The sequence below is a fragment of the Streptomyces sp. NPDC051218 genome (genome assembly GCF_044455475.1).
In the GTDB taxonomy this organism is placed as follows: Bacteria; Actinomycetota; Actinomycetes; order Streptomycetales; family Streptomycetaceae; genus Streptomyces.
The window spans coordinates 152,437-172,765 of the sequence record NZ_JBITEU010000008.1; the positions used below are offsets into that span (position 1 = coordinate 152,437).

The window sequence follows — 20,329 nt, forward strand, 5'->3', positions numbered from 1 at the left end:
GCTCTCCTGACCGCCCGGCTCATCACCGGCCCCGGCTCCGCATCAGCGACGCCAACCGTGCACCCCAGGCCCCTAGTACCCCTGAGACCACCGCACAACATGGCGCAGCGGCTCACCACCGGCGAGCCGCTGCCAATTGTCCGCGAACAGATCGACGATCCGCTTCATCTCGTCGCGTGAACCCCCCGCCGTGTGCTGGGTGAGAATCACGTTCGGACAGCTCCACAGTGGGTGTCGTGCGGGCAGCGGCTCCTCGCGGGTCACGTCGAGTACCGCGCCGCCGAGCCGGCCGGAGGCAAGGGCGGCGACCAGGGCGTCCTCGTCCGTCAGGGTGCCGCGTCCGGCGTTCACGAAGACCGCGCCGGGGCGCAGCCGTTCGATGCGCCGCCGGTCGAAGAGGTCCGCGGTCTCGTCCGTGCCCGGCAGCAGCCCCACGACGACGTCGAACTCGGGCAGCCTGGCGTCGAGTTCACGCTGGGTTCGGATGTCGCCGTCACCCCGCGCGAAGTGCGCGACGGAGCAACCGAAGGGTACGAGGAGCTCGGCGAGGCGCAGCGCGATGGACCCCCTGCCGAGGATCAGGATGTTCGCGCCGCCCAGGAGCCGCAGGCCGGGCCGTACGTCGAGCTTCGACCACGACTCTCCCACGCGGAGCCCGGCCAGCACGTCGACACCGCGGAAGAGCGCGAGGATGCCCGCGAGGCAGGTCTCCGCGACCGGGTCGGCGAAGAGCCCGCCGAGGTTGGTGACGGTGAGCCGCTGCCCGAGGACCGGCCAGTCGAGGCCCACGTAGCGGTCGATGCCGACGGACGCGAGCTGCAGCCAGCGCAGGTGCGGCGCCTGCTCGATGCGGTCGGCCCTCGGGTTGCCGAGCGCGATGTGGGAGGCGGCGAGTACGCGCGCGTCGTCTGCGGATTCGGAGTCCGGTTCGGCGAACCAGACCGGCCCCGGCGCGACGGCGCGCAGGCGCTCCTGCTCGGCGTCGTCGAGCGCCAGCTCCACGTACAGAGCGGCGTCCGGCGGCAGGGCGGTCGGTTCGGAGTCTCGTCGAGCGTGTGGCAGATGTGGTGCACGGACCATTCCTGATACCCCCGTGGTAAGGAAAGCGCTGGTGAACGCACGTTCACCGAACTTAGGGCTTCCGCTCCACGGGGGTCAACAGTGATCCAGGACAGGCGGTCGTGCGGAGGTCAGGCCCCCGTCGTGGAGCCGGGCCTGATGATCATGAGGACGGTGACGGTGGCCCACAGGAGGTTGAACACACCTGTGTACATGGCGAGTTGAGAGCCGGCGCGCACGCCCACGACCCCCTCCGCCAACACGCCCGCTCCCGTGGCCTGTTGACCGGCCGTACCGTCGCCGCCCTCCCCTGTCACCGCGTCGAGGGCCGCCTCCTGACGCGGCAGGACGAGGACGATGAGCACCGCGGCCGCCGCGACCGTGAGGATGATCGAGGCGATCAGCCAGGCGCTGCCGAGCACGTTCAGACTGCTCGCGGTGGCGAATCCGGTGACGGGGACGGCGACGCCGACGAACGCGTACACCGAGCAGATGCGCTGCAACAGACGCAGCGAGGCGACGGCCGATACGTCCCGCGGGTCGGCCTGAGCGCGGCGCAGGGCCGCGGGGAACATGCTGGCGGCGACGGTGACCGGGCCGACGGCGAGGATCGCGGCCAGCACGTGCAGCGTCAGGAAGAACTTGGTCACAGGGGCCCTCGGGATTCGACGAACGGCGGGTGCGGGAAGCGGCGGGTGCGAGAGACGGCGGAGATCAGCGGAGATCACTCAGGGCTCCCGGTCGGGACCCGCTCGCCGACATTAGCCAGCGTCCCGGGCCCCGGAACAGTGGCATTAGTGACAGGCTCCGCACAGATACCGCCATCGGCGTGCGAGGTCCGGTTCACCGGTACGGCCGGGGCTTTCGCCCGCGTACGCGCTTGGCGGGATCACGGCTCTGCCGTACGTTGCCGCCATGCACACCGTGGCCGTCCTGGCGCTGGACACCGTCATCCCGTTCGACCTGTCCACCCCCATCGAGGTCTTCGGCCGCACCCGGCTGCCGGGCGGGCGGCCCGGCTACCGCGTGCGCGTCTGCGCCACCGCGCCCCGGATCGACGCCGGCCTGTTCACCCTCCAGGCGCCCTGGGGTCTGGAGGGGCTCGCGGACGCGGACACGATCATCGTGCCGGGCACCGCCGACGTGACAGGGCCGGTCCCCGACGCGGTGCTCGACGCGCTGCGGGAAGCGGCGGCGAACGGCACACGGATCGCCTCGATCTGCGCGGGCACGTTCACGCTGGCCGCGGCAGGACTCCTGTCCGGGCTCCGCGCCACCACACACTGGGCGGCCGCGGCCACGCTCGCCGAACGTCATCCCGACATCGACGTGGACCCCGACGTGCTCTACGTCGACAACGGGCAGCTCCTGACGTCCGCCGGAGCCGCCGCCGGGCTCGACCTGTGTCTGCACCTGATCCGCCGGGACTACGGCTCCGCCGTCGCCGCCGACGCCGCCCGCCTCTCGGTGATGCCCCTGGAACGCGAGGGCGGGCAGGCCCAGTTCATCGTCTCCGAGGCTCCGCCCACCCCGCAGGGCTCCGAACTCGAACCGCTCCTGCGCTGGCTGGAGGAGAACGCACGGCGTGAGCTCACCCTGGAGGACATCGCGGACCGGGCGGGCATGAGCACCCGCACCCTGTTGCGCCGCTTCCGGGACCAGACGGGCAGCACCCCGCTGCAGTGGCTGCACCGCACCCGGATCCGGCAGGCCCAGCACCTGCTCGAAACGACCGGGCACTCCGTCGAGCGCATCGCCGTCCAGGTCGGCTTCGGCTCGCCCACCGCCTTCCGCGACCGCTTCAAGCGCGTCGCCGGAGTCAGCCCGCAGGCCTACCGCAAGGCCTTCCAGTGACGGCGCGCCCCGGGTGACGCTCAGGCCTTCCGCGCCTCGACCATGCACCAGCGGGGGCTGCCGTCGGCGCGGCGCCCGAACTCCTCCAGCGCGTGCAACCGCATCGTGAACCCGGCCCGGAGCAGGTCCTCGCGCACACCCCGCAGCGGGAAGGTCCTGTAGTACATGACGAACGGCGGACGCCACAGGAGGTTCCGCACCCGCATCATGCCGTCGAAGCCGAGGAGCGCCCAGTAGAGCGGCGACGTCGGGGGCGGCGGCGCGCCGATCGGGAAGGCGAAGACCCCGCCCGGCCGCAGCGCCCCGCACACCTCGGCGAACAGCCGGGCCCGCTCGGCGGGCAGGAAGTGCCCGAACGCCCCGAAGCTCACCGCCAGGTCGAAGATCTCGGCGAAGGGCAGGGCGCGGGCGTCGGCCCGCACCCACCCCACCGCGGGCCCGCCGTCGCGCGGCACCACGGCGGCCCGCGCCTCGGTCAGCATCCCGGCGCTGAAGTCGACGCCGGTGACCCGCTCCCTGCACAGCGGCAGCAAGGTCTCGACGCCCGCGCCGGTGCCGCAGCAGACGTCGAGACCCGCGTCGAACGGCCCGAGGCCCTCCAGCGTGTCCGCGACCGCGCCCAGGATCCGGTCCGGCGTACGGAAAGGGGTGTGGTCGAACTTCGGGGCCAGCAGGTCATAGCCGTCCTCGATGGAGGAAAGAGCCTGCACGGCCAGCTCGCGGAGCGTGGGTCCCTGGGAGGTGAACACCGTGCCCACCCTAGTCAGCGGCGGACGGCCGGGGCTCGACCATGGACAAACCTGGGCATATCTTTGATAGGAGACGGCGACTCGGAAGAAGGGGGGTCGTCATGGTCGAAGAGCTGCTCACAGCGGGGGCCGCGGTGGCGGCCGCCGGTTTTGTGTACGTGGTGACGGCGGCCCGCGTGGTCAAGCAGTACGAGCGGGGTGTGGTGTTCCGCCTGGGCCGGCTGCGGGAGAGCGTCCGCCCGCCGGGATTCACCATGATCGTCCCCGGCGTGGACCGGCTGCACAAGGTGAACATGCAGATCGTGACGATGCCGGTCCCCGCGCAGGACGGCATCACCCGGGACAACGTCACGGTGCGCGTCGACGCCGTCATCTACTTCAAGGTGATCGACGCGGCGGACGCGGTGATCAAGGTCGAGGACTATCGTTTCGCGGTCTCGCAGATGGCGCAGACGTCGTTGCGCTCGATCATCGGCAAGAGCGACCTTGACGATCTGCTCTCCAATCGGGAAAAGCTCAACCAGGGCCTGGAGCTGATGATCGACTCCCCGGCCATGGGGTGGGGCGTGCAGATCGACCGGGTCGAGATCAAGGACGTGTCGCTCCCGGAGACCATGAAACGCTCGATGGCCCGGCAGGCCGAGGCCGACCGTGAGCGGCGGGCCCGCGTGATCAACGCGGACGCCGAGCTGCAGGCCTCCAAGAAACTGGCCCAGGCGGCACACGAGATGGCGGACGAACCGGCAGCGCTCCAACTGCGCCTGCTCCAGACCGTGGTGGCCGTCGCCGCCGAGAAGAACTCCACCCTCGTACTGCCCTTCCCCGTGGAACTCCTGCGCTTCCTGGAGAAAGCACAGCAGACGCAGGCGCTGTCGCCGGCGCCGCCGGACACCGCGGCGGAACCGAAACCGACACGGCCGACGGCGGCATAGGCATGATCCCGGCCGTTCGGGCCTGAACCAGCCTCGGAGGCGTTCTTGGTCAGCAGCGGATCACCGGGCTTCGACCAGCGTGCAAACCAAACGGGCTGGTGTGGTTCGCGGGACTTCTGAGTTCCGTGATGGCCGGTTACCGCCAGGAGGTCTACCGGGTCGAGCCACGGGTCGGATAGACGTATCGCGGCCGTATCGCGGCCGTAGACCCGCCACTCAGCACGAGGAGGCATGCCTCATGACCGGTGCCCGGACCACCACCGCGGCAGGCAAGACCCGGTTCGACGACATCTACAACGAGCCTGACCCCCGCGCGTACTTCCGCACGCTGGCCCCCCTGCAGTACGAGATACCGCAGCAGGCTCAAGGCGTCTTCCGGCGCACGCTCGCCCAGCGCTCAGCGGTGCGCGGCACCGATCTCCCCGTCACGGTCCTCGACCTCTGCTGCTCCTACGGGATCAACGCGGCGCTGCTCAACCACGACCTCACCCTCGCTGACCTGTACGCGCACTACACCAGCGCCGAGACGGGCGAGCTCACCCGGGGTGAGCTCATCGAGGCCGACAAGGAGTTCTACGCGTCGCGGCGGCGTGCGGACGCCGTCCCGGTCATCGGTCTCGACACCGCCGACAACGCGACGCGCTACGCCCTTGAGGCGGGGTTGCTCGACGAGGCCTATGCCGAGAACCTCGAGCGTCACCCGCCCAGCGACGGGCTGCGCCGCGCCGTGGCGCGCGTCGGCCTGATCACGGTCACTGGAGGCATCGGCTACATCACCCACCGCACCTTCGACGTGCTCCTCGACGCGACGCGCGTCCCGGTCTGGGTGAGCGCGTTCGTCCTGCGCACGGTGCCGTTCCAGCGGATCGTGGCGACCCTGGACGCCCACGGTCTCGCCACCGAGACCGATCCCGAACGGACCTATCCACAGCGGCTGTTCACCGACCTCACCGAGCAGCGCAGCGCGGTGGACCACGTGCTGGATGCCGGTGACGATCCGACGGGCCTTGAGGCCGAGGGGCGCTATTACACCCGCCTCCACCAGGCACGCCCCCGGCCGGCGTAGGCCCGCCCGACGCCCGGCAGACGGCGGTGCGGGGCGTGGACCATCACGCCCCGCACCGCTCCCGCCCCACGCCGACCGCCGGCCGCCCCGTCCGCTCAGCTGGTGAAGAACTCGCTGACCTGCTCCGCGAACTGCTGCGGGCTCGCCTCGTGCACCGAGTGGCCGCCCGGGATCGTGATCAGCCGGGAGTCGGGGATCGCCGTGGCCATGTCCGGGATGCGCTCCTGCGGCATGCTGCTGTCAGGGCCGCCCGCCACGATCAGGGTCGGTGCGACGATCTCGCCGAGCCGTTCGGCCCACTCGGGGTCGGGGTCGAAGATCTGGGCGCGGACCGCCGGGGACACGGGCCAGTCGAAGTCGATGGCCCCGTCGGGGCGCGGGGCGTCGACCATGTCGCGGGGGTAGGGCGGCGGAGTCTCCTCCAGGACGAGTCGCTCGACACGGTCCGGATGCTCCTGGGCGAGCAGATAGGCCACCACGCCGCCCATGGAGTGGCCCACGACGCCCACCCGGTCGAGGCTGAGCTCGTCGAGGAAGCCGAGCACGTCGTCCCGCATCAGCTCGACCGAGTACTCGTCCGGCCAGTCGCTCTCGCCGTGCCCGCGCAGATCGAGCGCGTAGACCCGCCACTCCTGGCCGAGGGTCTGCCCGACCTGCTCCCAGGTCGCCGAGGAGTCGCCGAGCCCGTGCAGCAGCACGACGGGTGCTCCGTACGAGTCGCCCCAGGTCCGATAGGCCAGGCGTACGTCGCCCACATCCACCACTGCGTGATCGTTCATGCCCCTGACGCTACAGCGCCGTGCGCAACCCATTGAGCAGCGGCCCGGACCCATGCTAGAAAGCGCTTGCTTCCCACCCGGCCCCCGCGCGCCCTCCGCCCCTCTCCACCCCACCACACCCCACCACACCCCACCATCGGAGACCCCATGCACTCTCCCTGGTCCCGCCGCGCCTTCCTGCTCGGCACCGGCGGCTCCGCGCTCGCCCTGACGGCCTCGGGGCTGCTGCCCGCCGACGAGGCGGCAGCGGCGGTGGATGCGGATGCGTACGCAACGCTGCGGGCCAAGTGGGTCACCCTCGTACTCGGCGAGGGCTTCTCCCCCACGGCCGAGCCGTTCAAGAGCCGCCTGGCGGAACTCGGCTCCACCGCACGGGAGTTGCGCGGCACCATGACCCCCGCCACGGGCTCCCTGTGGCCGGACGCCTCGTACGCCGACCCTGATCCGGACACCGACCAGGAGTCGTACGGCTACTCAGCGAACGTGGTGACCGGCTACAGCAGGCTGAGCACCATGGCGCAGGCCTACCGGCAGGACGGCACCGGCCTGACCGGCGACGCCGGCCTCAAGGCCGACATCCTCACCGGCCTCGACCATCTGTACACGCAGGTCTACAACGAGAACCAGGCACGGTTCGGCAACTGGTACAGCTGGCAGATAGGCGCCCCGCAGCACCTCCTCGACGTCTGCGTGCTGATGTACGACCACCTGTCCGCGACGCAAGTGGCCAACTACTGCAAGGCCGTGGACCACTTCGTGCCCGACTCCGCGGTGGGCAGCTACACCGGGACGAGCACCGGAGCCAATCGCGTCGACCTGTGCCGCGTGCTCGCACTGCGCGGCGTCGTCGGCGGCTCCTCCGCGAAGATCGCGCTCGCCAGGGACGCGCTCTCCCCCGTCTTCCCGTACGTGACGACCGGCGACGGGCTCTACACCGACGGGTCGTTCATCCAGCACACCACCGTGCCCTACACGGGATCGTACGGATCGGTGATGCTGGGCGGCCTCGGCATGCTCTTCTCCCTGCTGCGCGGCTCCACTTGGGAGGTCACGGACGCCAAGAAGCAGATCATCTTCGACGCCGTGGAGAAGGCCTGGGCCCCCTTCATCTACAACGGGCTCATCATGGACGGTGTCGCGGGGCGGGCCATCAGCCGCGGCCTCGCCGCGTCAGACGCCAAGAAGATCCAGGCGGACGACCACCGGCGCGGGCACCCCATCATGTCCGCCATGGTGCTCCTGGGGCAGGGCGCCAGCGCGGCCGAGAACGCGCGCTGGCGCGGCCTGGTCAAGGGCTGGATGCGGCGCGACTACTACAGCCCGCCCCTGAGCGACTCCGCACTCGGCCTGACAAGCCTGGCCAGGCTGCAGGGAGTCGAGGACGACGCGTCCGTGACCCCGATCGCCGAACCCACCGGCCACCGCCTCTTCCCGAACATGGCCCGCGCCACGCACCGGCGCCCCGGCTGGGCGGCGTCGATCAGCATGGCCGATCCCCGCATCACGTACTACGAGACGGGCAACGGCGAGAACCTGCGCGGCTGGCACACCGGCTCGGGAATGCTCTACTGGTGGGGCGACAGCTACGCCAACGGGCAGTACAGCGACGCCTTCTGGCCCACGGTCGACCCGTACCGACTGCCCGGCATCACGGCGTCGCGCAAGGTGCTCGCGGACGCGGCGGGCGGCGACTGGGGCGCATCCTTGCCGGACGTCAAGTGGGTGGGCGGTGCGAGCGACGGCCAACGCGCCTCCATCGGCCAGTACGTGAAAGGGCTGCAGAGCACGCTGCGCGCGAAGAAGTCGTGGTTCTGCCTAGACGACTCGATCGTCTGCCTGGGCGCGGGCATCGTCTGCACGGACGGCGCGGCGGTCGAGACGACGGTCGAGAACCGCAACCTCGGCCCGACGGGCACCACTTCCTTCCAGGTGGACGGCGCGGCCAAACCGACCGGCACTCCCTGGTCGGCGACGCTCACCGGCGCCAAGTGGGCGCACATCGGGGGCCACGGCGGCTACGTCTTCCCCGGCGGCGCGACGGTCAAGGCCCTGCGCGAGGAACGCACCGGCAAGTGGAGCGACATCAACAAGGGCGGGGCCGCGACCGTGATCGCCCGCAAGTACCTCACGCTGTACGTCGATCACGGCACCGCACCGACGAACGGGACGTACGCCTACGCCCTGCTGCCGGGTGCGAGCGCGGCACAGACGGCGGCCCGGTCGGCGGACACCGGATGGGTGCGGATACTCGCCAACTCCGACCGCCAGCAGGGTGTTTCCGTTCCGTCACTCGGTTTCACCGGGGTCAACTTCTGGTTCGGCGGCACCGTCGGCACCGTGAACGCGAGCGCACCCTGCTCCGTGCAGATCAGCGAGAAGAGCGACGGCACCGCGGTCATCTGCGTCAGCGACCCGATGCGCGCGCAGGCTTCCCTGACCCTCACCTGGAGCCGCGCCGTCTCCGCGGTGACGGCCAAGCCCGCCACGGTCACCTCGGCGGTCACGGGTACGTCCCTGAAGCTGACCTTCGGGGATCTCAGGGGGACGAAGGGGGCCACCCAGCGGATCACGGTGAGGCTGGGCTGATGCCCGATCGGGTCGTCCCGAGGCCTTAGCACCGATGCTTTCCGGTCGACCATCGATTCCGGTAGAAAACCGAAACAACTGTCGTCGCAGGTCAGGCAGTTGTTCTGCCTTACACCATCGCTTCCGGTCCATATGTTGGACACCCCTCGCGCGTCTTCCCGCGCCTCCGGCGCCGCTCTGAGCTGCCCGAACAGTCATCCGATGCCCGCTGAGCGGACACATACATCCGGAAATCGACCATACATTTGGAACTCACTCTCCGCACCGGCAAGACTCCAGACCGCAATCAGCGAACACACCCGCATCAAAGGAGACTTGACGTGCGTTTCTTCCTCAAGACGGTGGGCGCCACCGCTGTCGTGGCCGCCTGCGTGATGTCCGGAACCGCTGGCACGGCGCAGGCCCAGCCCAAGGCGGCCGCCAGCCTGTACGCGCCCTCGTCGCTGGTCCTCGCGGTCGGCCAGGGCGAAGAGGCGGACACCGCGACCATGCAGCGCGCCGTGACCCTGACCTGTGCGCCCAAGGCCTCGGGCAGCCACCCCTCCGCATCCGCTGCATGCGCCGAACTGCGCGCGGTGAACGGTGAGTTCACCCAGTTGGTGGGCAAGTCACCCGGCATGATGTGCACGAAGGAGTGGAAGCCCATCGTGGTCACCGTGGACGGCGTGTGGCAGGGCAAGCGTGTCGCGTGGAACAAGACCTTCGGCAACAGCTGCGAGATGCGTGCGAGCATCGCGGGAGGCGCGGCTCTCGCGTTCTGACACCCCAGCTACCGTGCTCCGAAAGGTAATTGGGTGGACGAGGCCTCTGCCCTGACGGTGGGATGAGGCCTCGACATCCACGACATCGCCTTGGACGACGCTCCCAGCGACGTCCAAGGCGTTGTTCATGACCAGGAGTTGACCATGTCATCAGGCGGACCGAACGACCACGGCACCGTCGATCGTGACCCACCGATCGACATGGACCTGGTCCGCCGGTTGCTCGCGGCACAGTTCCCCCGGTGGGCGGACCTGCCGATCACTCCGGTCCCACGGTCCGGCATGGACAACGCGACCTACCGCCTCGGCGACGACATGTCCGTACGGCTGCCGCGTCACCGGCGATGGGTCGGGCAGGTGGAGGCGGAGCAGCGGTGGCTGCCGTGGCTCGCACCGCGGCTGCCGCTCGCCGTCTCCGAGCCGCTCGGCAGGGGCGAGCCCGGCGAGGGCTACCCCTTCCCCTGGTCCGTGTACCGGTGGCTGGAGGGCGAGACCGCGACCACCGAATCCCTCACCGATCCGCTCCGGACGGCGGCGGACCTGGCCGGGTTCGTCACCGCTCTGCGGCGCATCGACCCGACGGGCGGTCCTGGCCCCAGGCTCAGCAACGCGTTCCGCGGGGAGCGCGTGGGCACCGAGTGCGACTCCTTGTTCGCCGACTCCCTCGTACGCGCCAAGATCGCGAAGCTGAAGGTGACGGGGCTCGTCGACAGTGACGCGGTGACCGCCGTGTGGGACGAGGCCCTCGCGGCTCCCGCCTGGGGCGGGCCGCCGGTGTGGATCCACGGCGACCTCGCGACGGGCAATCTCCTGGCCGTCGACGGCCGTGTGACCGCGGTCATCGACTTCGGGACGCTGGCCGTGGGCGACCCGGCGGTCGACCTGCTGCCCGCATGGCTGTTCCTGCCGGACGAGGCGCGCGGCGCGTTCCGCGAGGCGGTGGGCGTGGACGACGCGACGTGGGCCAGGGGCCGGGGGCTCGCTCTCGCGGGGTCGCTGCCCGTGCCGGACGACCCGTTCTTCGACGATCCGGCACGGGTCACGGCGGCGCTGCGGCACCTCGACGCGGTCATCACCGATCGCTAGGCGGATTTTTCTCTCCGCATCCCGCTCCGGCATGTCGATCCGGCCGATCGCCGTTCGTGTAGACAGTGAAGAGGCCGGCACCGGGCCGGTCACGGGGGCGATCCGCCAAGGAGAGGCAGCCATGAACCAGTACCTGCTCAGCATCTACCAGCCCGACGGCGGCGTGCCGGAGCCGGAGGTCCTCGAACCGATCATGCGTGACGTCGAAGCGGTGAACGCCGAGCTCAGGGAGGCGGGCGCCTGGGTGTTCGCCGGGGGCCTCTTCCCGCCGAGCACGGCGACCGTACTGCGCCTCAAGGACAGCGAGGTGCTCACGACCGACGGGCCGTACGTCGAGGGCAAGGAGCACCTGGGCGGCTTCACCGTCATCAAGGCGGCCGATCTCGACGAGGCGCTCGCATGGGGCGAGAAACTGGCTCGCGCCATCACCCTGCCCATCGAGGTCAGGCCGCTGCAGCACGGATCCTGCTAGTGACACCGGATCCCCCGGAGGTGACCTCCGGGGTGATCGAGCGGGTGTTCCGTAAGGAGTACGGGCGCGCGGTGGCCGTCCTGGTCCGCGTCTTCGGCGACATCGACATTGCCGAGGATGCGGTCCAGGAGGCGTTCGCCACGGCGGCGCAGCGGTGGCCGTCCTCCGGCCTGCCGCCGAGCCCGGCGGGCTGGATCATCACGACGGCCCGCAACCGCGCGATCGACCGCCTCCGCAGGGAGGTGTCCCGCGAGGACCGGCACGCGCAGGCCGCCCTGCTGCACGTCCACGAGGCACCGGCCTGGGAGGGACCCGTGCGCGACGACCGACTGCGGCTGATCTTCACCTGCTGCCACCCGGCGCTCGCACCCGCGGCGCGGGTGGCCCTCACACTGCGCCTCCTTGGCGGCCTGACCACCACGGAGATCGCCCGCGCCTTCTTGGTGCCCGAGCCGACGATGGCCCAGCGGATCGTGCGGGCCAAGGGGAAGATCCGCGACGCGCACATCCCGTACCGGATCCCCAGCGAAGCCGATCTGCCCGAACGGCTCCGGGCCGTACTCGCCGTCGTCTACCTCGTCTTCAACGAGGGGCACACGGCCAGCGCGGGGGACGCGCTCGTCCGCGACGACCTCTGCGCGGAGGCGATCCGCCTGGGGCGGCTCCTGACCGAGCTGATGCCCGACGAGCCGGAGGCCCTTGGTCTGCTCGCGCTCATGCTGCTCTCCGAGTCGCGGCGGGAGGCGAGGACCACCGCGGACGGCGGGCTCGTCCTCCTCGCCGACCAGGACCGCGGCCGCTGGGACCGCGCCCTGATCGCCGAGGGCCAGGAGCTCGTCCGGCGCTGCCTGCGCCGCGGCCGGCCGGGGCCCTACCAGATCCAGGCCGCGATCAACGCGGTGCACAGCGACGCGCCGACCGCGGCCGACACCGACTGGGGCCAGATCCTCCAGCTGTACGACCAGCTCCTCGCCGTGGCCCCGAGTCCGGTGGCGGCCCTCAACCGCGCCGTCGCGGTGGCCGAGGTCAAGGGGCCCGCCGAGGCACTGGCCCTCGTGGACGACCTGGCCCTCGACACCTACCACGTCTTCCACGCCATCCGCGCCGACCTGCTCCGCCGCCTGAACCGCCCCGACGAGGCGGCCCGCGCGTACGACGCCGCACTCGCCCACACCGACAACGTGGCCGAGCGGGCGTTCCTGCTCGGACGCCGGCGGGAGGGGCCGGCCCCTCGGCTACCCTGACGCATGCCCATGATCCACGCCGAGGAGATCGACACCGCTCGCCTCGTCCTCGTGCCTCTCCGGGTCGAGCACGCCGACGAGATGGCAGCCGTGCTCTGTGATCCCGCTCTGCACACGTTCATCGGCGGCTCTCCCGATGAGCCGGAAGCCTTGCGTGCGCGCTACCGGCGGATGACCGCCGGGTCCCCCGATCCCGCGGTCTCCTGGTGCAATTGGGTGCTGTGGCTGCGCGACGAGGAGTGCCTCGTCGGGACCGTGCAGGCGACGGTGGTGCCCGACGAAGGCAGCGGTGCGCTGGTCGCGGAGATCGCCTGGGTCGTGGGAACTCCGTGGCAGGGGCGGGGCATTGCCGTGGAGGCGGCCCGCGGCCTGGTCGGCTGGCTGGCCGGGCGACCGGCGGTGCGAGGCATCATCGCCCACGTCCATCCGGACCACCGGGCATCGGCGGCCGTCGCCGCCGCAGCAGGGCTCACCCCCACGGACGAGTGGCAGGACGGTGAGGTCAAGTGGCTTCGCTCAGTGGGGAATTGAGTGGCGGGAGGCGGCGGCGACGCGCGCGCAGGACGCCTCAGCGCCGGCCGCGGAACGTGCGGCGCAGGTCGTCCACCCAAGCCTCGGGAATCTCCCACGGGATGAAGTGACCGCCGCTCGCGTGCGCGGTGAGGTTCACGTGCCGGTACCACTCGGCCCGGTCACCGGCGAGCCAGTTCTCCACGCGCTGCTCGGTGGTGGTGACACCGGGCGGGTTCTCGTGGGCGACGAAGGTGATGCCGGTGGGCGCCTCGATGACCGGCTGCCGGTCATGGGAGGGCGTCCAGGGGTAGCGGTTGGCGTTGGCGTAGTAGCGCACGGACGTGCCGATGGCGTTGTTCACCCAGAAGATCATGGCGTGGGTGAGGAGATCATCCTTGGTGAAGACGCTCTCCACGTCGCCGTGGCTGTCGCTCCATTTCTCCCAGCGCTCCAGGATCCAGGCGAGCAGGCCGACCGGTGAGTCGCTGAGACCGTAGGACAGGGTGCTGGGTCCGAGGACGTGTACGGCCAGGTGCGCGGCGAAACGCCTTTCCAGGGAGAGGAGTTGGCGGAGCGCGGGTTCGGGAAGGCCCTCGGGGATCGGCTGTCCGCCGCTGAGGTCCCAGCCCCGGTCGCCGTTGAACATGGTGAGCATCTGACCGGAGCCGATGTGGATGCCGTGCAGTTCGGCCGCGTATTTGTGGCCGAGCTGACCGGCGACGAGAGCACCGATGTCACACCCCCCTGCGGCGTACTTCCGGTGGCCGAGCGTGTCGGTCATCAAGGTGTGCCAGAGGTCGGCGACCTTCCAGAAATTCATGTCGGGGTGGTCCGGCAGCGGCGTGGAGAAGCCGAAGCCCGGCAGGGAAGGGACGATGACGTCGAACGCGTCGGCCGGATCGCCGCCGTACGCGGCGGGGTCGGCGAGCGGGTCCACGACCTTGGACCAGTGCCAGAAGGTCCAGGGCCAGCCGTGCGTGAGGATCAGCGGGGTGGGGGCGGGGCCGACGCCGGGCCTGCGCATGAAATGCACGGGCACGCCGTCGACCTGCACCCGGTAATGCTCGTAGGAGTTGATCGCCGCTTCGGCCTTGCGCCAGTCGTAGTGGTGGAGCCAGTACTCGGCCAACTCCTGGAGGTAGCCGCGTCGGACGCCGTAGTACCCGTCGTCGTTGCCGACGTCGTCGGGCCACCTCGTCAGCCGCAGCCGCGCCCTGAGGTCGTCGAGCACCGCGTCGGGGACGTGGATGGGCTCGGGCGTCAACGGGAAGCGCGCTGCGGCTGACATCAGGAATCAGGTTCCTTCCGAGGAAGTGGGTCAGTACGGGCGGTCGCCCGCGATCGCGACGCGTTCGGCCACGCGGCGGTGCGGGGCGTAGTCGTCGACCGCGTAGTGCTGGGTGGAGCGGTTGTCCCAGAAGGCGACGTCACCCGCCTGCCAGTGGAACCGCACCTGGTACTCCGGGACCTGCGCCTGCCGCACCAGATAGCTCAGGAGCCGGTCGCTCTCGGCCCGCTCCATGCCCACGATGTGCGTGGTGAAGGAGGTGTTCACGAAGAGCATCTTCCGCCCGGTCTCCGGGTGCCTGCGCACGACGGGGTGCGTGACGGGCGGGAACTGCTCCTGGAGCGGGATCAGCTTCTCGGGTCCGTAGAAACGGACGAAGCCGGGTATGAAGTCGTGCACCGCGTGGGCATCCTCGATGCGGGCCTTCACCTCGTCGGGGAGGTTGTCGTACGCGGCCGCCATGTCGGCCCACATCGTGTCGCCACCCACCGGCGGCACCTCGCGCAGCTGCAGGACGGCGCCGAGCGCGGGGCGCTCGCGGAAGGTGACGTCCGCGTGCCAGACGTTCTCGTACGTGGGCGTCGCGCTGCCGCCCTTGTCGAACCGGACGACGTCGTCGGCTGAGCCGCGCGCGAGCAGCGGATTGGTCTCCAACTCCCCCCAGTTGAGGGCGAAGGAGCGCTGCTGCTCGGAGGTGATCCCGGCGCCGCGGAAGAAGAGCACCTTCCACTCCAGGAGGGCGCGGTTGAGTTCCTCGCGCAGGGCGGGCGTGAGCGGCTGAGCGAGGTCGACGCCACGGATCTCGGCGCCGATGAGGCGCCCCTGGGGGACGACGTCGATCAGTTCGTACGGGCGCTCCTCCCAGCCCTCGGGGACGCGGCGCAGGGTGCGGCGGCCTTCGTACATGCCGTCGGCGGGTACGCGGGCGTCACGCAGCGTGGGAGAGGCGGGGGCGGCGGGAGAGACGGCAGGGGAAACCACGGCCATGGTGATCCTTCAGTTGTGAGTGAGCGGGCGGCGTCACGGAGAGGGAACTCCGGACGGCTGGAGACGAATCCCCGGGCAGCTAGCGACCCGATCGCTCGCACCCACAGCGCCACGGCACCTGGAAGGTCCTCGCGGCGGCGGTCAGGTGCTGGATCATGCGGCCATTGTGTATGGCTATGCCTCGCGGAGCAAACCCTCGTGCTCGCCCCATCCCGTGACTCACGACCGGGTGAACCTGGGACGGATCGCCAACGGGCCCACTCTCAGGCGTGGTTGGGGAAACGGGGCAGGACGGGCGGCATGACATCGGACACCCCGCCGCCCGCGAGGGGTCCGGATGGCGCATGATCGGACGTGCGCGAGTCACCCACCACCGGATACGTACCGCCACATACGTACCACCAGAGAGGACCTCCCCATGGAAGACCGCTTCGACGTCGTCGTGCTCGGAGCAGGACCCGGCGGTTATGTGGCCGCCATCCGCGCCGCCCAGCTGGGCAAGCGGGTCGCGGTCGTCGAGGAGAAGTACTGGGGAGGTGTCTGCCTGAACGTCGGCTGCATCCCGACCAAGGCGCTGCTGCGCAACGCGGAGCTGGCCCATCTGTTCACGCACGAGCAGAAGACGTACGGCATCAACGTCGACGGGAACGTGTCGTTCGACTACGGCGAGGCGTTCAACCGCAGCCGCACCGTGGCGGACGGCCGCGTCAAGGGCGTCCACTTCTTGATGAAGAAGAACAAGATCACCGAGTTCGACGGCCGGGGCACGTTCCTCGACGCGAACACGCTCCAGGTCGCCAAGTCGGACGGCTCCACGGACACGATCACGTTCGAGAACTGCATCATCGCCACGGGCGCCACACCGAAGTTGCTGCCCGGAACGGAGCGTTCCGAGCGCGTGGTGACGTACGAGGAGCAGATTCTCGCCGACAGCGTGCCGGAGTCCATCGTGATCGCCGGCGCCGGCGCCATCGGCATCGAGTTCGCCTACGTCCTGCACAACTACGGCGTGAAGGTCACCATCGTCGAGTTCCTCGACCGCATCGCGCCGCTGGAGGACGCGGACGTCTCGACGGAGCTGGCCAAGCAGTACCGCAAGCTCGGCATCGACGTGAAGACCTCCACCCGCGTCGAGTCGATCGACGAGTCCGGCGCCAAGGTCAAGGTCACGGTGACGGGCAAGGACGGCAAGCAGGAGGTCCTGGAGGCGGACAAGGTCCTCCAGGCGATCGGCTTCGCGCCGAACGTCACGGGCTTCGGCCTGGAGGCGGCGGGCGTGGCGCTGACCGAGCGCGGCGCCATCGACATCGACGGGCGGGGGCGGACGAACGTGCCGCACATCTACGCCATCGGTGACGTCACCGCGAAGCTGATGCTCGCGCACACCGCCGAGGCGATGGGTGTCGTGGCCGCCGAGACCCTCGCGGGCGCCGAGACGATGGAACTCGACTACCCGATGATCCCGCGCGCCACCTACACCCAGCCGCAGATCGCCAGCTTCGGCTGGACCGAGGCGCAGGCCAAGGAGAAGGGCTTCGACGTCAAGGTCGCCAAGTTCCCATTCATGGCCAACGGCAAGGCGCACGGCCTCGGCGACACCGTCGGCTTCGTGAAGATCATCAGTGACGCGCGGTACGGCGAGATCATCGGCGCCCACCTGATCGGCCCGGACGTCACCGAGCTCCTGCCCGAGCTGACCCTGGCCCAGCAGTGGGACCTGACCGTGCACGAGGTCTCCCGCAACGTGCACGCGCACCCGACGCTCGGCGAGGCGGTCAAGGAAGCGGTGCACGGCCTGGCCGGGCACATGATCAACTTCTGACGTCGCGCGCGGCCCTCGCGGACTCCGGGCGCGCCCCCGCCCTTGCGCCGAACGGCTCAAGTGGCGGGGCCGCCCGGTCCGGAAGATCCTTGGTCAGGACGCATCGTTACGCCTCGGGGGCGACGAGAGGCAGCAGCCGATGTTCTCTGGCCTGGGCCGATTCGTGGTCCGTCGCCCGTGGTGGATCATCCTGGCGTGGGTCGTGGCGGCCGGTGCCGTGATCTCCCTGGCGCCGAAACTCACCTCCAGCAGCGATGAGGCGAGCTTCCTCCCTGACCACTACGAGTCCATCCGCGCGGCAGACGTACAGGAAGCCGAGTTCCCCAAGCAGCAGAACGTCGGCGCGATCATCGTCTTCCAGCGCTCCGACGGCGGAAAGCTGACGGCGGCCGACTCCGCGGACGTCACCCGCGTCTCCAAGGATCTGCAGGCCAGGAAGATCCCCCAGGTGCAGGCGGTCGTGCCCGGCGCGGTCTCCCCCAACAAGCTCGTGCAGACGTCGGTCGTCGCGATGCCGAAGATCACCAACCCCGAGGACACCGCTCAGCAGGACGCGGTCGAGGACCTGCGCTCCGACCTCAAGCCCGAGCTGAAGGGCACGGACCTCTCGGCCGGCATCACCGGCTCCGCCGCCCAGGCGCTCGACGAGAGTGACGCGTCGGAGCGGGCCGGAATCCTCGTCGGGGTCGGCACCATCGTGATCATCATCGTGCTTCTTCTGGTGATCTTCCGCAGCCCGATCATCGCGCTGCTCCCCGTGGTCCTGATCGGCCTCATCTCACCGATGGCGACCGGCCTGATCGCCTCCGCGAACAAGGCCTTCGACATGAAGGCCGACTCCTCCATCCAGGAACTGCTCACCGTCGTCCTGTTCGGCGTCGGCACCGACTACATCCTGTTCCTGCTCTTCCGCTACCGAGAGGCCCTGCGGGCCGGCGAGGACCCCAAGGGCGGCATGGTGCATGCCGTCGAGCGGGTCGGTGAGGCGATCACTTCGGCCGCGGGCGCCGTCATCGTCGCGTTCGCCGCCCTCACGCTCTCCTCGCTGGGCATGCTGCGGTCCATGGGCCCCGCTCTGGCCATCGCGGTCTTCGTGACGCTGCTCGCCGGGCTCACGCTGGTCCCCGCCGTCGTCTCGCTGCTCGGCACGAAGGTGTTCTGGCCCTCGAAGTCGTGGCAGCGGGAGCCGCAGGGCACCGGATTCGCGCGGCTCGGCGCATCCATCGCCCGTAAGCCCGCTGTCTGGGCCCTGGTGTCGGCGCTGTTCATGGGCGCGCTCACCCTCGGCGCGCTCGGCTACAAGGCCAACTTCGACCTGGCGGGCTCCTCGCTGCCCAAGGAAAAGGAGTCGATGGTCGCCCTGCAGAACCTCCAGAAGGGTTTCCCCGCGGGCACCACCGACCCGACCTTCGTCTACCTCACCTCGACGGACGACGGGCCGCTCCCGAAAGCCCAGACGGCCGCATTCCGAGGCCAGTTGGACGAGGTAAGCGGCGTGGGCGAAGTCACCGCTCCCCGTCTGAGCCCGGACGGCGCGACGGCGTCGTACTCCGTGGTGCTCTCGGACCCGCCCGCGTCCGACAAGGCCCTGGAGACCGTCAAGGACCGCCTGCGGCCGATCGCCCACGAGGACGCGCCGGCCGGCACCGAGGCGCTCGTCGGCGGGACGACGGCGGTGTACGTGGACATCAACAAGGCCGTGGACCGCGACTACTCGGTGGTCTTCCCGGTGGCCGCGCTCGCCATCATGGTCATCCTCGGCCTGCTCCTGCGGAGCCTGGTGGCTCCCTGGTACCTGATGCTGTCGGTCGCGCTCGGCTTCGGCGCGACCCTGGGCGCGACCTCGCTGCTGTTCCAACAGGTCGGCAGCCAGCCCGGGTTGATGTTCATGCTGCCCGTGATCATGTATCTGTTCGTGGTCGCCCTCGGCACGGACTACAACATCCTGATGGTGTCGCGGCTGCGCGAGGAGGCCCGCGCGGGCCGCGGCCCGCACGACGCGGCGGGCACGGCGGTGCGGCACTCCGGCCCGACGATCGGCTCGGCGGGCGTGATCCTCGCGGGCACGTTCGCGACGCTGATGCTCGCGGGCAACTCGACGCTCTCCCAGATGGGCTTCTCCCTCTCCTTCGGCATCCTCATCGCCGCCTTCGTCATGGCGATGATCTTCACGCCCGCGCTGACGGCCCTGATCGGGCACGCGGCGTGGTGGCCGGGGCACGGGGACGAGAAGAAGCGCGACAAGGATGACTCGCCCCCGACGCCGCCCTACACGCCATCGCCGTAGGCCGCCGAGAGCGCCTGGGCGTCCGCGTACGAGGGCAGGCCCTCCGGCACCGCGCCCCCTCGGGCGATCGAGCGCGCCGCCTCGACGGCTCCGTGCAGCGCGGCGCGGAACAGCAGCGAGCCGCTGCTCACCCGGCGCACGCCGAGCTCCGCGAGCCGCCCGTACGTCAGGGCGCCCGGCGCGAAGAGGATGTTCAGCGGGACGTCGGCCAGCCCATCGACCAGTCCCCCGATGACCTTCTCGTCCTGGAGTCCGGGCACGAACACGCCGTCGGCGCCCGCCAGTTGGTAGTCCGCGGCCCGGCGCTCGGTCTCGCCCGCTCTCCCGGCGCGCAGCCAGTACGTGTCGGTGCGCGCGTTGACGAACAGATCGGGGGCGCTCTCCTTGACGGCCCGGATCAGCTCGCACTGCGGGGCCGTGTCGGCCAGCGTGCCGTCCGGACGGCCGTCCTCGATGTTCACGCCCACCACGCCGGCCCCGACAAGTTCCGCCGCGAGCGCCGCCACCTCCCCTGGCCGGTCGCTGAAGCCGCCCTCGATGTCCACGGTGATGAGCGCGGGCAGCCGGGCCAGGCCGTGGGCGAGACGCAGGGTCTCCTCCCGGGTGCCGCCCGTGGCGTCCGCCTTGCCGACAGCTGCCGCCACCCCCAGGCTGGTGGTGCCGATCGCCGGGAAGCCGCCGTGGGCGAGCGCCGCCGCGGAGGCGTGGTCCCAGGCGTTGGGAAGCAGCAGGGGCTCGCCGGTGCGGTGCAGGGCGCGGAACTGCTCGGCTCGCTGTGCGTACGTCGTCATGGTCGGACCGTACGTCGCTTCGACAGGGCGTCGAAATTGTTCCGGCGTAATGT

Annotated in this window: 18 protein-coding genes; 11 read left to right on the top strand and 7 right to left on the bottom strand. The window is 70.3% G+C overall.

The window, feature by feature from the left end; all coding sequences use genetic code 11:
* Nucleotides 1-72 precede the first annotated feature (72 nt).
* Nucleotides 73-1,080: a D-2-hydroxyacid dehydrogenase gene (locus ACIBCK_RS24110; RefSeq protein WP_399393380.1), complete on the bottom strand. Its 1,008-nt coding sequence runs from the start codon at nt 1,078-1,080 to the stop codon at nt 73-75.
* Nucleotides 1,081-1,190: 110 nt separating this feature from the next.
* Nucleotides 1,191-1,709: a hypothetical protein gene (locus ACIBCK_RS24115; protein WP_399393382.1), complete on the bottom strand. Its 519-nt coding sequence runs from the start codon at nt 1,707-1,709 to the stop codon at nt 1,191-1,193.
* A gap of 265 nt (nt 1,710-1,974) precedes the next feature.
* Here ACIBCK_RS24115 and ACIBCK_RS24120 point away from each other — a divergent pair, with 265 nt between their 5' ends.
* Entirely contained in the window at nt 1,975-2,913 is a 939-nt protein-coding gene (locus tag ACIBCK_RS24120) for a GlxA family transcriptional regulator (RefSeq protein ID WP_399393384.1), read from the top strand.
* A 20-nt stretch (nt 2,914-2,933) separates the two neighbouring features.
* On the opposite strand, the gene ACIBCK_RS24125 is transcribed toward ACIBCK_RS24120, so the two are convergent.
* Complete coding sequence (locus ACIBCK_RS24125) at nt 2,934-3,662, bottom strand: class I SAM-dependent methyltransferase (RefSeq protein WP_399393385.1); 729 nt, start codon at nt 3,660-3,662, stop codon at nt 2,934-2,936.
* A gap of 101 nt (nt 3,663-3,763) precedes the next feature.
* Here ACIBCK_RS24125 and ACIBCK_RS24130 point away from each other — a divergent pair, with 101 nt between their 5' ends.
* Nucleotides 3,764-4,594, top strand: a complete 831-nt coding sequence (locus ACIBCK_RS24130; protein ID WP_399393387.1) for a slipin family protein — start codon at nt 3,764-3,766, stop codon at nt 4,592-4,594.
* Nucleotides 4,595-4,832: 238 nt separating this feature from the next.
* Nucleotides 4,833-5,660, top strand: a complete 828-nt coding sequence (locus tag ACIBCK_RS24135) for a hypothetical protein (protein WP_399393389.1) — start codon at nt 4,833-4,835, stop codon at nt 5,658-5,660.
* A 95-nt stretch (nt 5,661-5,755) separates the two neighbouring features.
* Here ACIBCK_RS24135 and ACIBCK_RS24140 read toward each other — a convergent pair whose 3' ends face one another.
* Nucleotides 5,756-6,439 carry an alpha/beta fold hydrolase gene (locus ACIBCK_RS24140; RefSeq protein WP_399393391.1) on the bottom strand — a complete coding sequence of 228 codons (684 nt, stop codon included), beginning with the start codon at nt 6,437-6,439 and terminating at the stop codon, nt 5,756-5,758.
* A 147-nt stretch (nt 6,440-6,586) separates the two neighbouring features.
* On the opposite strand from ACIBCK_RS24140, the gene ACIBCK_RS24145 reads away from it, so the two are divergent.
* The 6 genes from ACIBCK_RS24145 to ACIBCK_RS24170 all read left to right on the top strand — a co-directional run bounded on the left by ACIBCK_RS24145 (nt 6,587) and on the right by ACIBCK_RS24170 (nt 13,119).
* Complete coding sequence (locus tag ACIBCK_RS24145) at nt 6,587-9,025, top strand: polysaccharide lyase 8 family protein (protein ID WP_399393393.1); 2,439 nt, start codon at nt 6,587-6,589, stop codon at nt 9,023-9,025.
* 320 nt (nt 9,026-9,345) lie between these two features.
* A complete protein-coding gene (locus tag ACIBCK_RS24150) occupies nt 9,346-9,786 on the top strand; it encodes a subtilase-type protease inhibitor (protein WP_399393395.1) in 441 nt (146 codons plus the stop codon).
* Between the two features lie 144 nt (nt 9,787-9,930).
* The gene (locus ACIBCK_RS24155; protein WP_399393396.1) at nt 9,931-10,872 is read left to right on the top strand and encodes an aminoglycoside phosphotransferase family protein; all 942 of its coding nucleotides are present in this window, start codon (nt 9,931-9,933) and stop codon (nt 10,870-10,872) included.
* A gap of 121 nt (nt 10,873-10,993) precedes the next feature.
* Complete coding sequence (locus tag ACIBCK_RS24160; RefSeq protein WP_399393398.1) at nt 10,994-11,344, top strand: YciI family protein; 351 nt, start codon at nt 10,994-10,996, stop codon at nt 11,342-11,344.
* A complete protein-coding gene (locus ACIBCK_RS24165; protein ID WP_399393400.1) occupies nt 11,344-12,588 on the top strand; it encodes an RNA polymerase sigma factor in 1,245 nt (414 codons plus the stop codon). Before ACIBCK_RS24160 ends, ACIBCK_RS24165 begins: the two co-directional genes overlap by 1 nt.
* 3 nt (nt 12,589-12,591) lie before the next feature.
* The gene (locus ACIBCK_RS24170) at nt 12,592-13,119 is read left to right on the top strand and encodes a GNAT family N-acetyltransferase (RefSeq protein WP_399393402.1); all 528 of its coding nucleotides are present in this window, start codon (nt 12,592-12,594) and stop codon (nt 13,117-13,119) included.
* Nucleotides 13,120-13,156: 37 nt separating this feature from the next.
* On the opposite strand, the gene ACIBCK_RS24175 is transcribed toward ACIBCK_RS24170, so the two are convergent.
* Complete coding sequence (locus tag ACIBCK_RS24175) at nt 13,157-14,389, bottom strand: epoxide hydrolase family protein (RefSeq protein ID WP_399393404.1); 1,233 nt, start codon at nt 14,387-14,389, stop codon at nt 13,157-13,159.
* Between the two features lie 30 nt (nt 14,390-14,419).
* Nucleotides 14,420-15,295 carry a TauD/TfdA dioxygenase family protein gene (locus ACIBCK_RS24180; protein ID WP_399393920.1) on the bottom strand — a complete coding sequence of 292 codons (876 nt, stop codon included), beginning with the start codon at nt 15,293-15,295 and terminating at the stop codon, nt 14,420-14,422.
* Between the two features lie 499 nt (nt 15,296-15,794).
* Between ACIBCK_RS24180 and lpdA the strand changes: the two genes are divergently transcribed.
* Nucleotides 15,795-17,198: a dihydrolipoyl dehydrogenase gene (gene lpdA, locus ACIBCK_RS24185; RefSeq protein ID WP_399393406.1), complete on the top strand. Its 1,404-nt coding sequence runs from the start codon at nt 15,795-15,797 to the stop codon at nt 17,196-17,198.
* Between the two features lie 139 nt (nt 17,199-17,337).
* Nucleotides 17,338-19,485 (top strand): MMPL family transporter, encoded by a 2,148-nt coding sequence (locus ACIBCK_RS24190; RefSeq protein WP_399393407.1) that lies wholly within the window; start codon nt 17,338-17,340, stop codon nt 19,483-19,485.
* Here the strand turns inward: ACIBCK_RS24190 and ACIBCK_RS24195 are convergent.
* A complete protein-coding gene (locus ACIBCK_RS24195) occupies nt 19,467-20,276 on the bottom strand; it encodes an isocitrate lyase/phosphoenolpyruvate mutase family protein (RefSeq protein ID WP_399393409.1) in 810 nt (269 codons plus the stop codon). The two genes, ACIBCK_RS24190 and ACIBCK_RS24195, sit on opposite strands and share 19 nt — an antisense overlap.
* Nucleotides 20,277-20,329 lie beyond the last annotated feature (53 nt).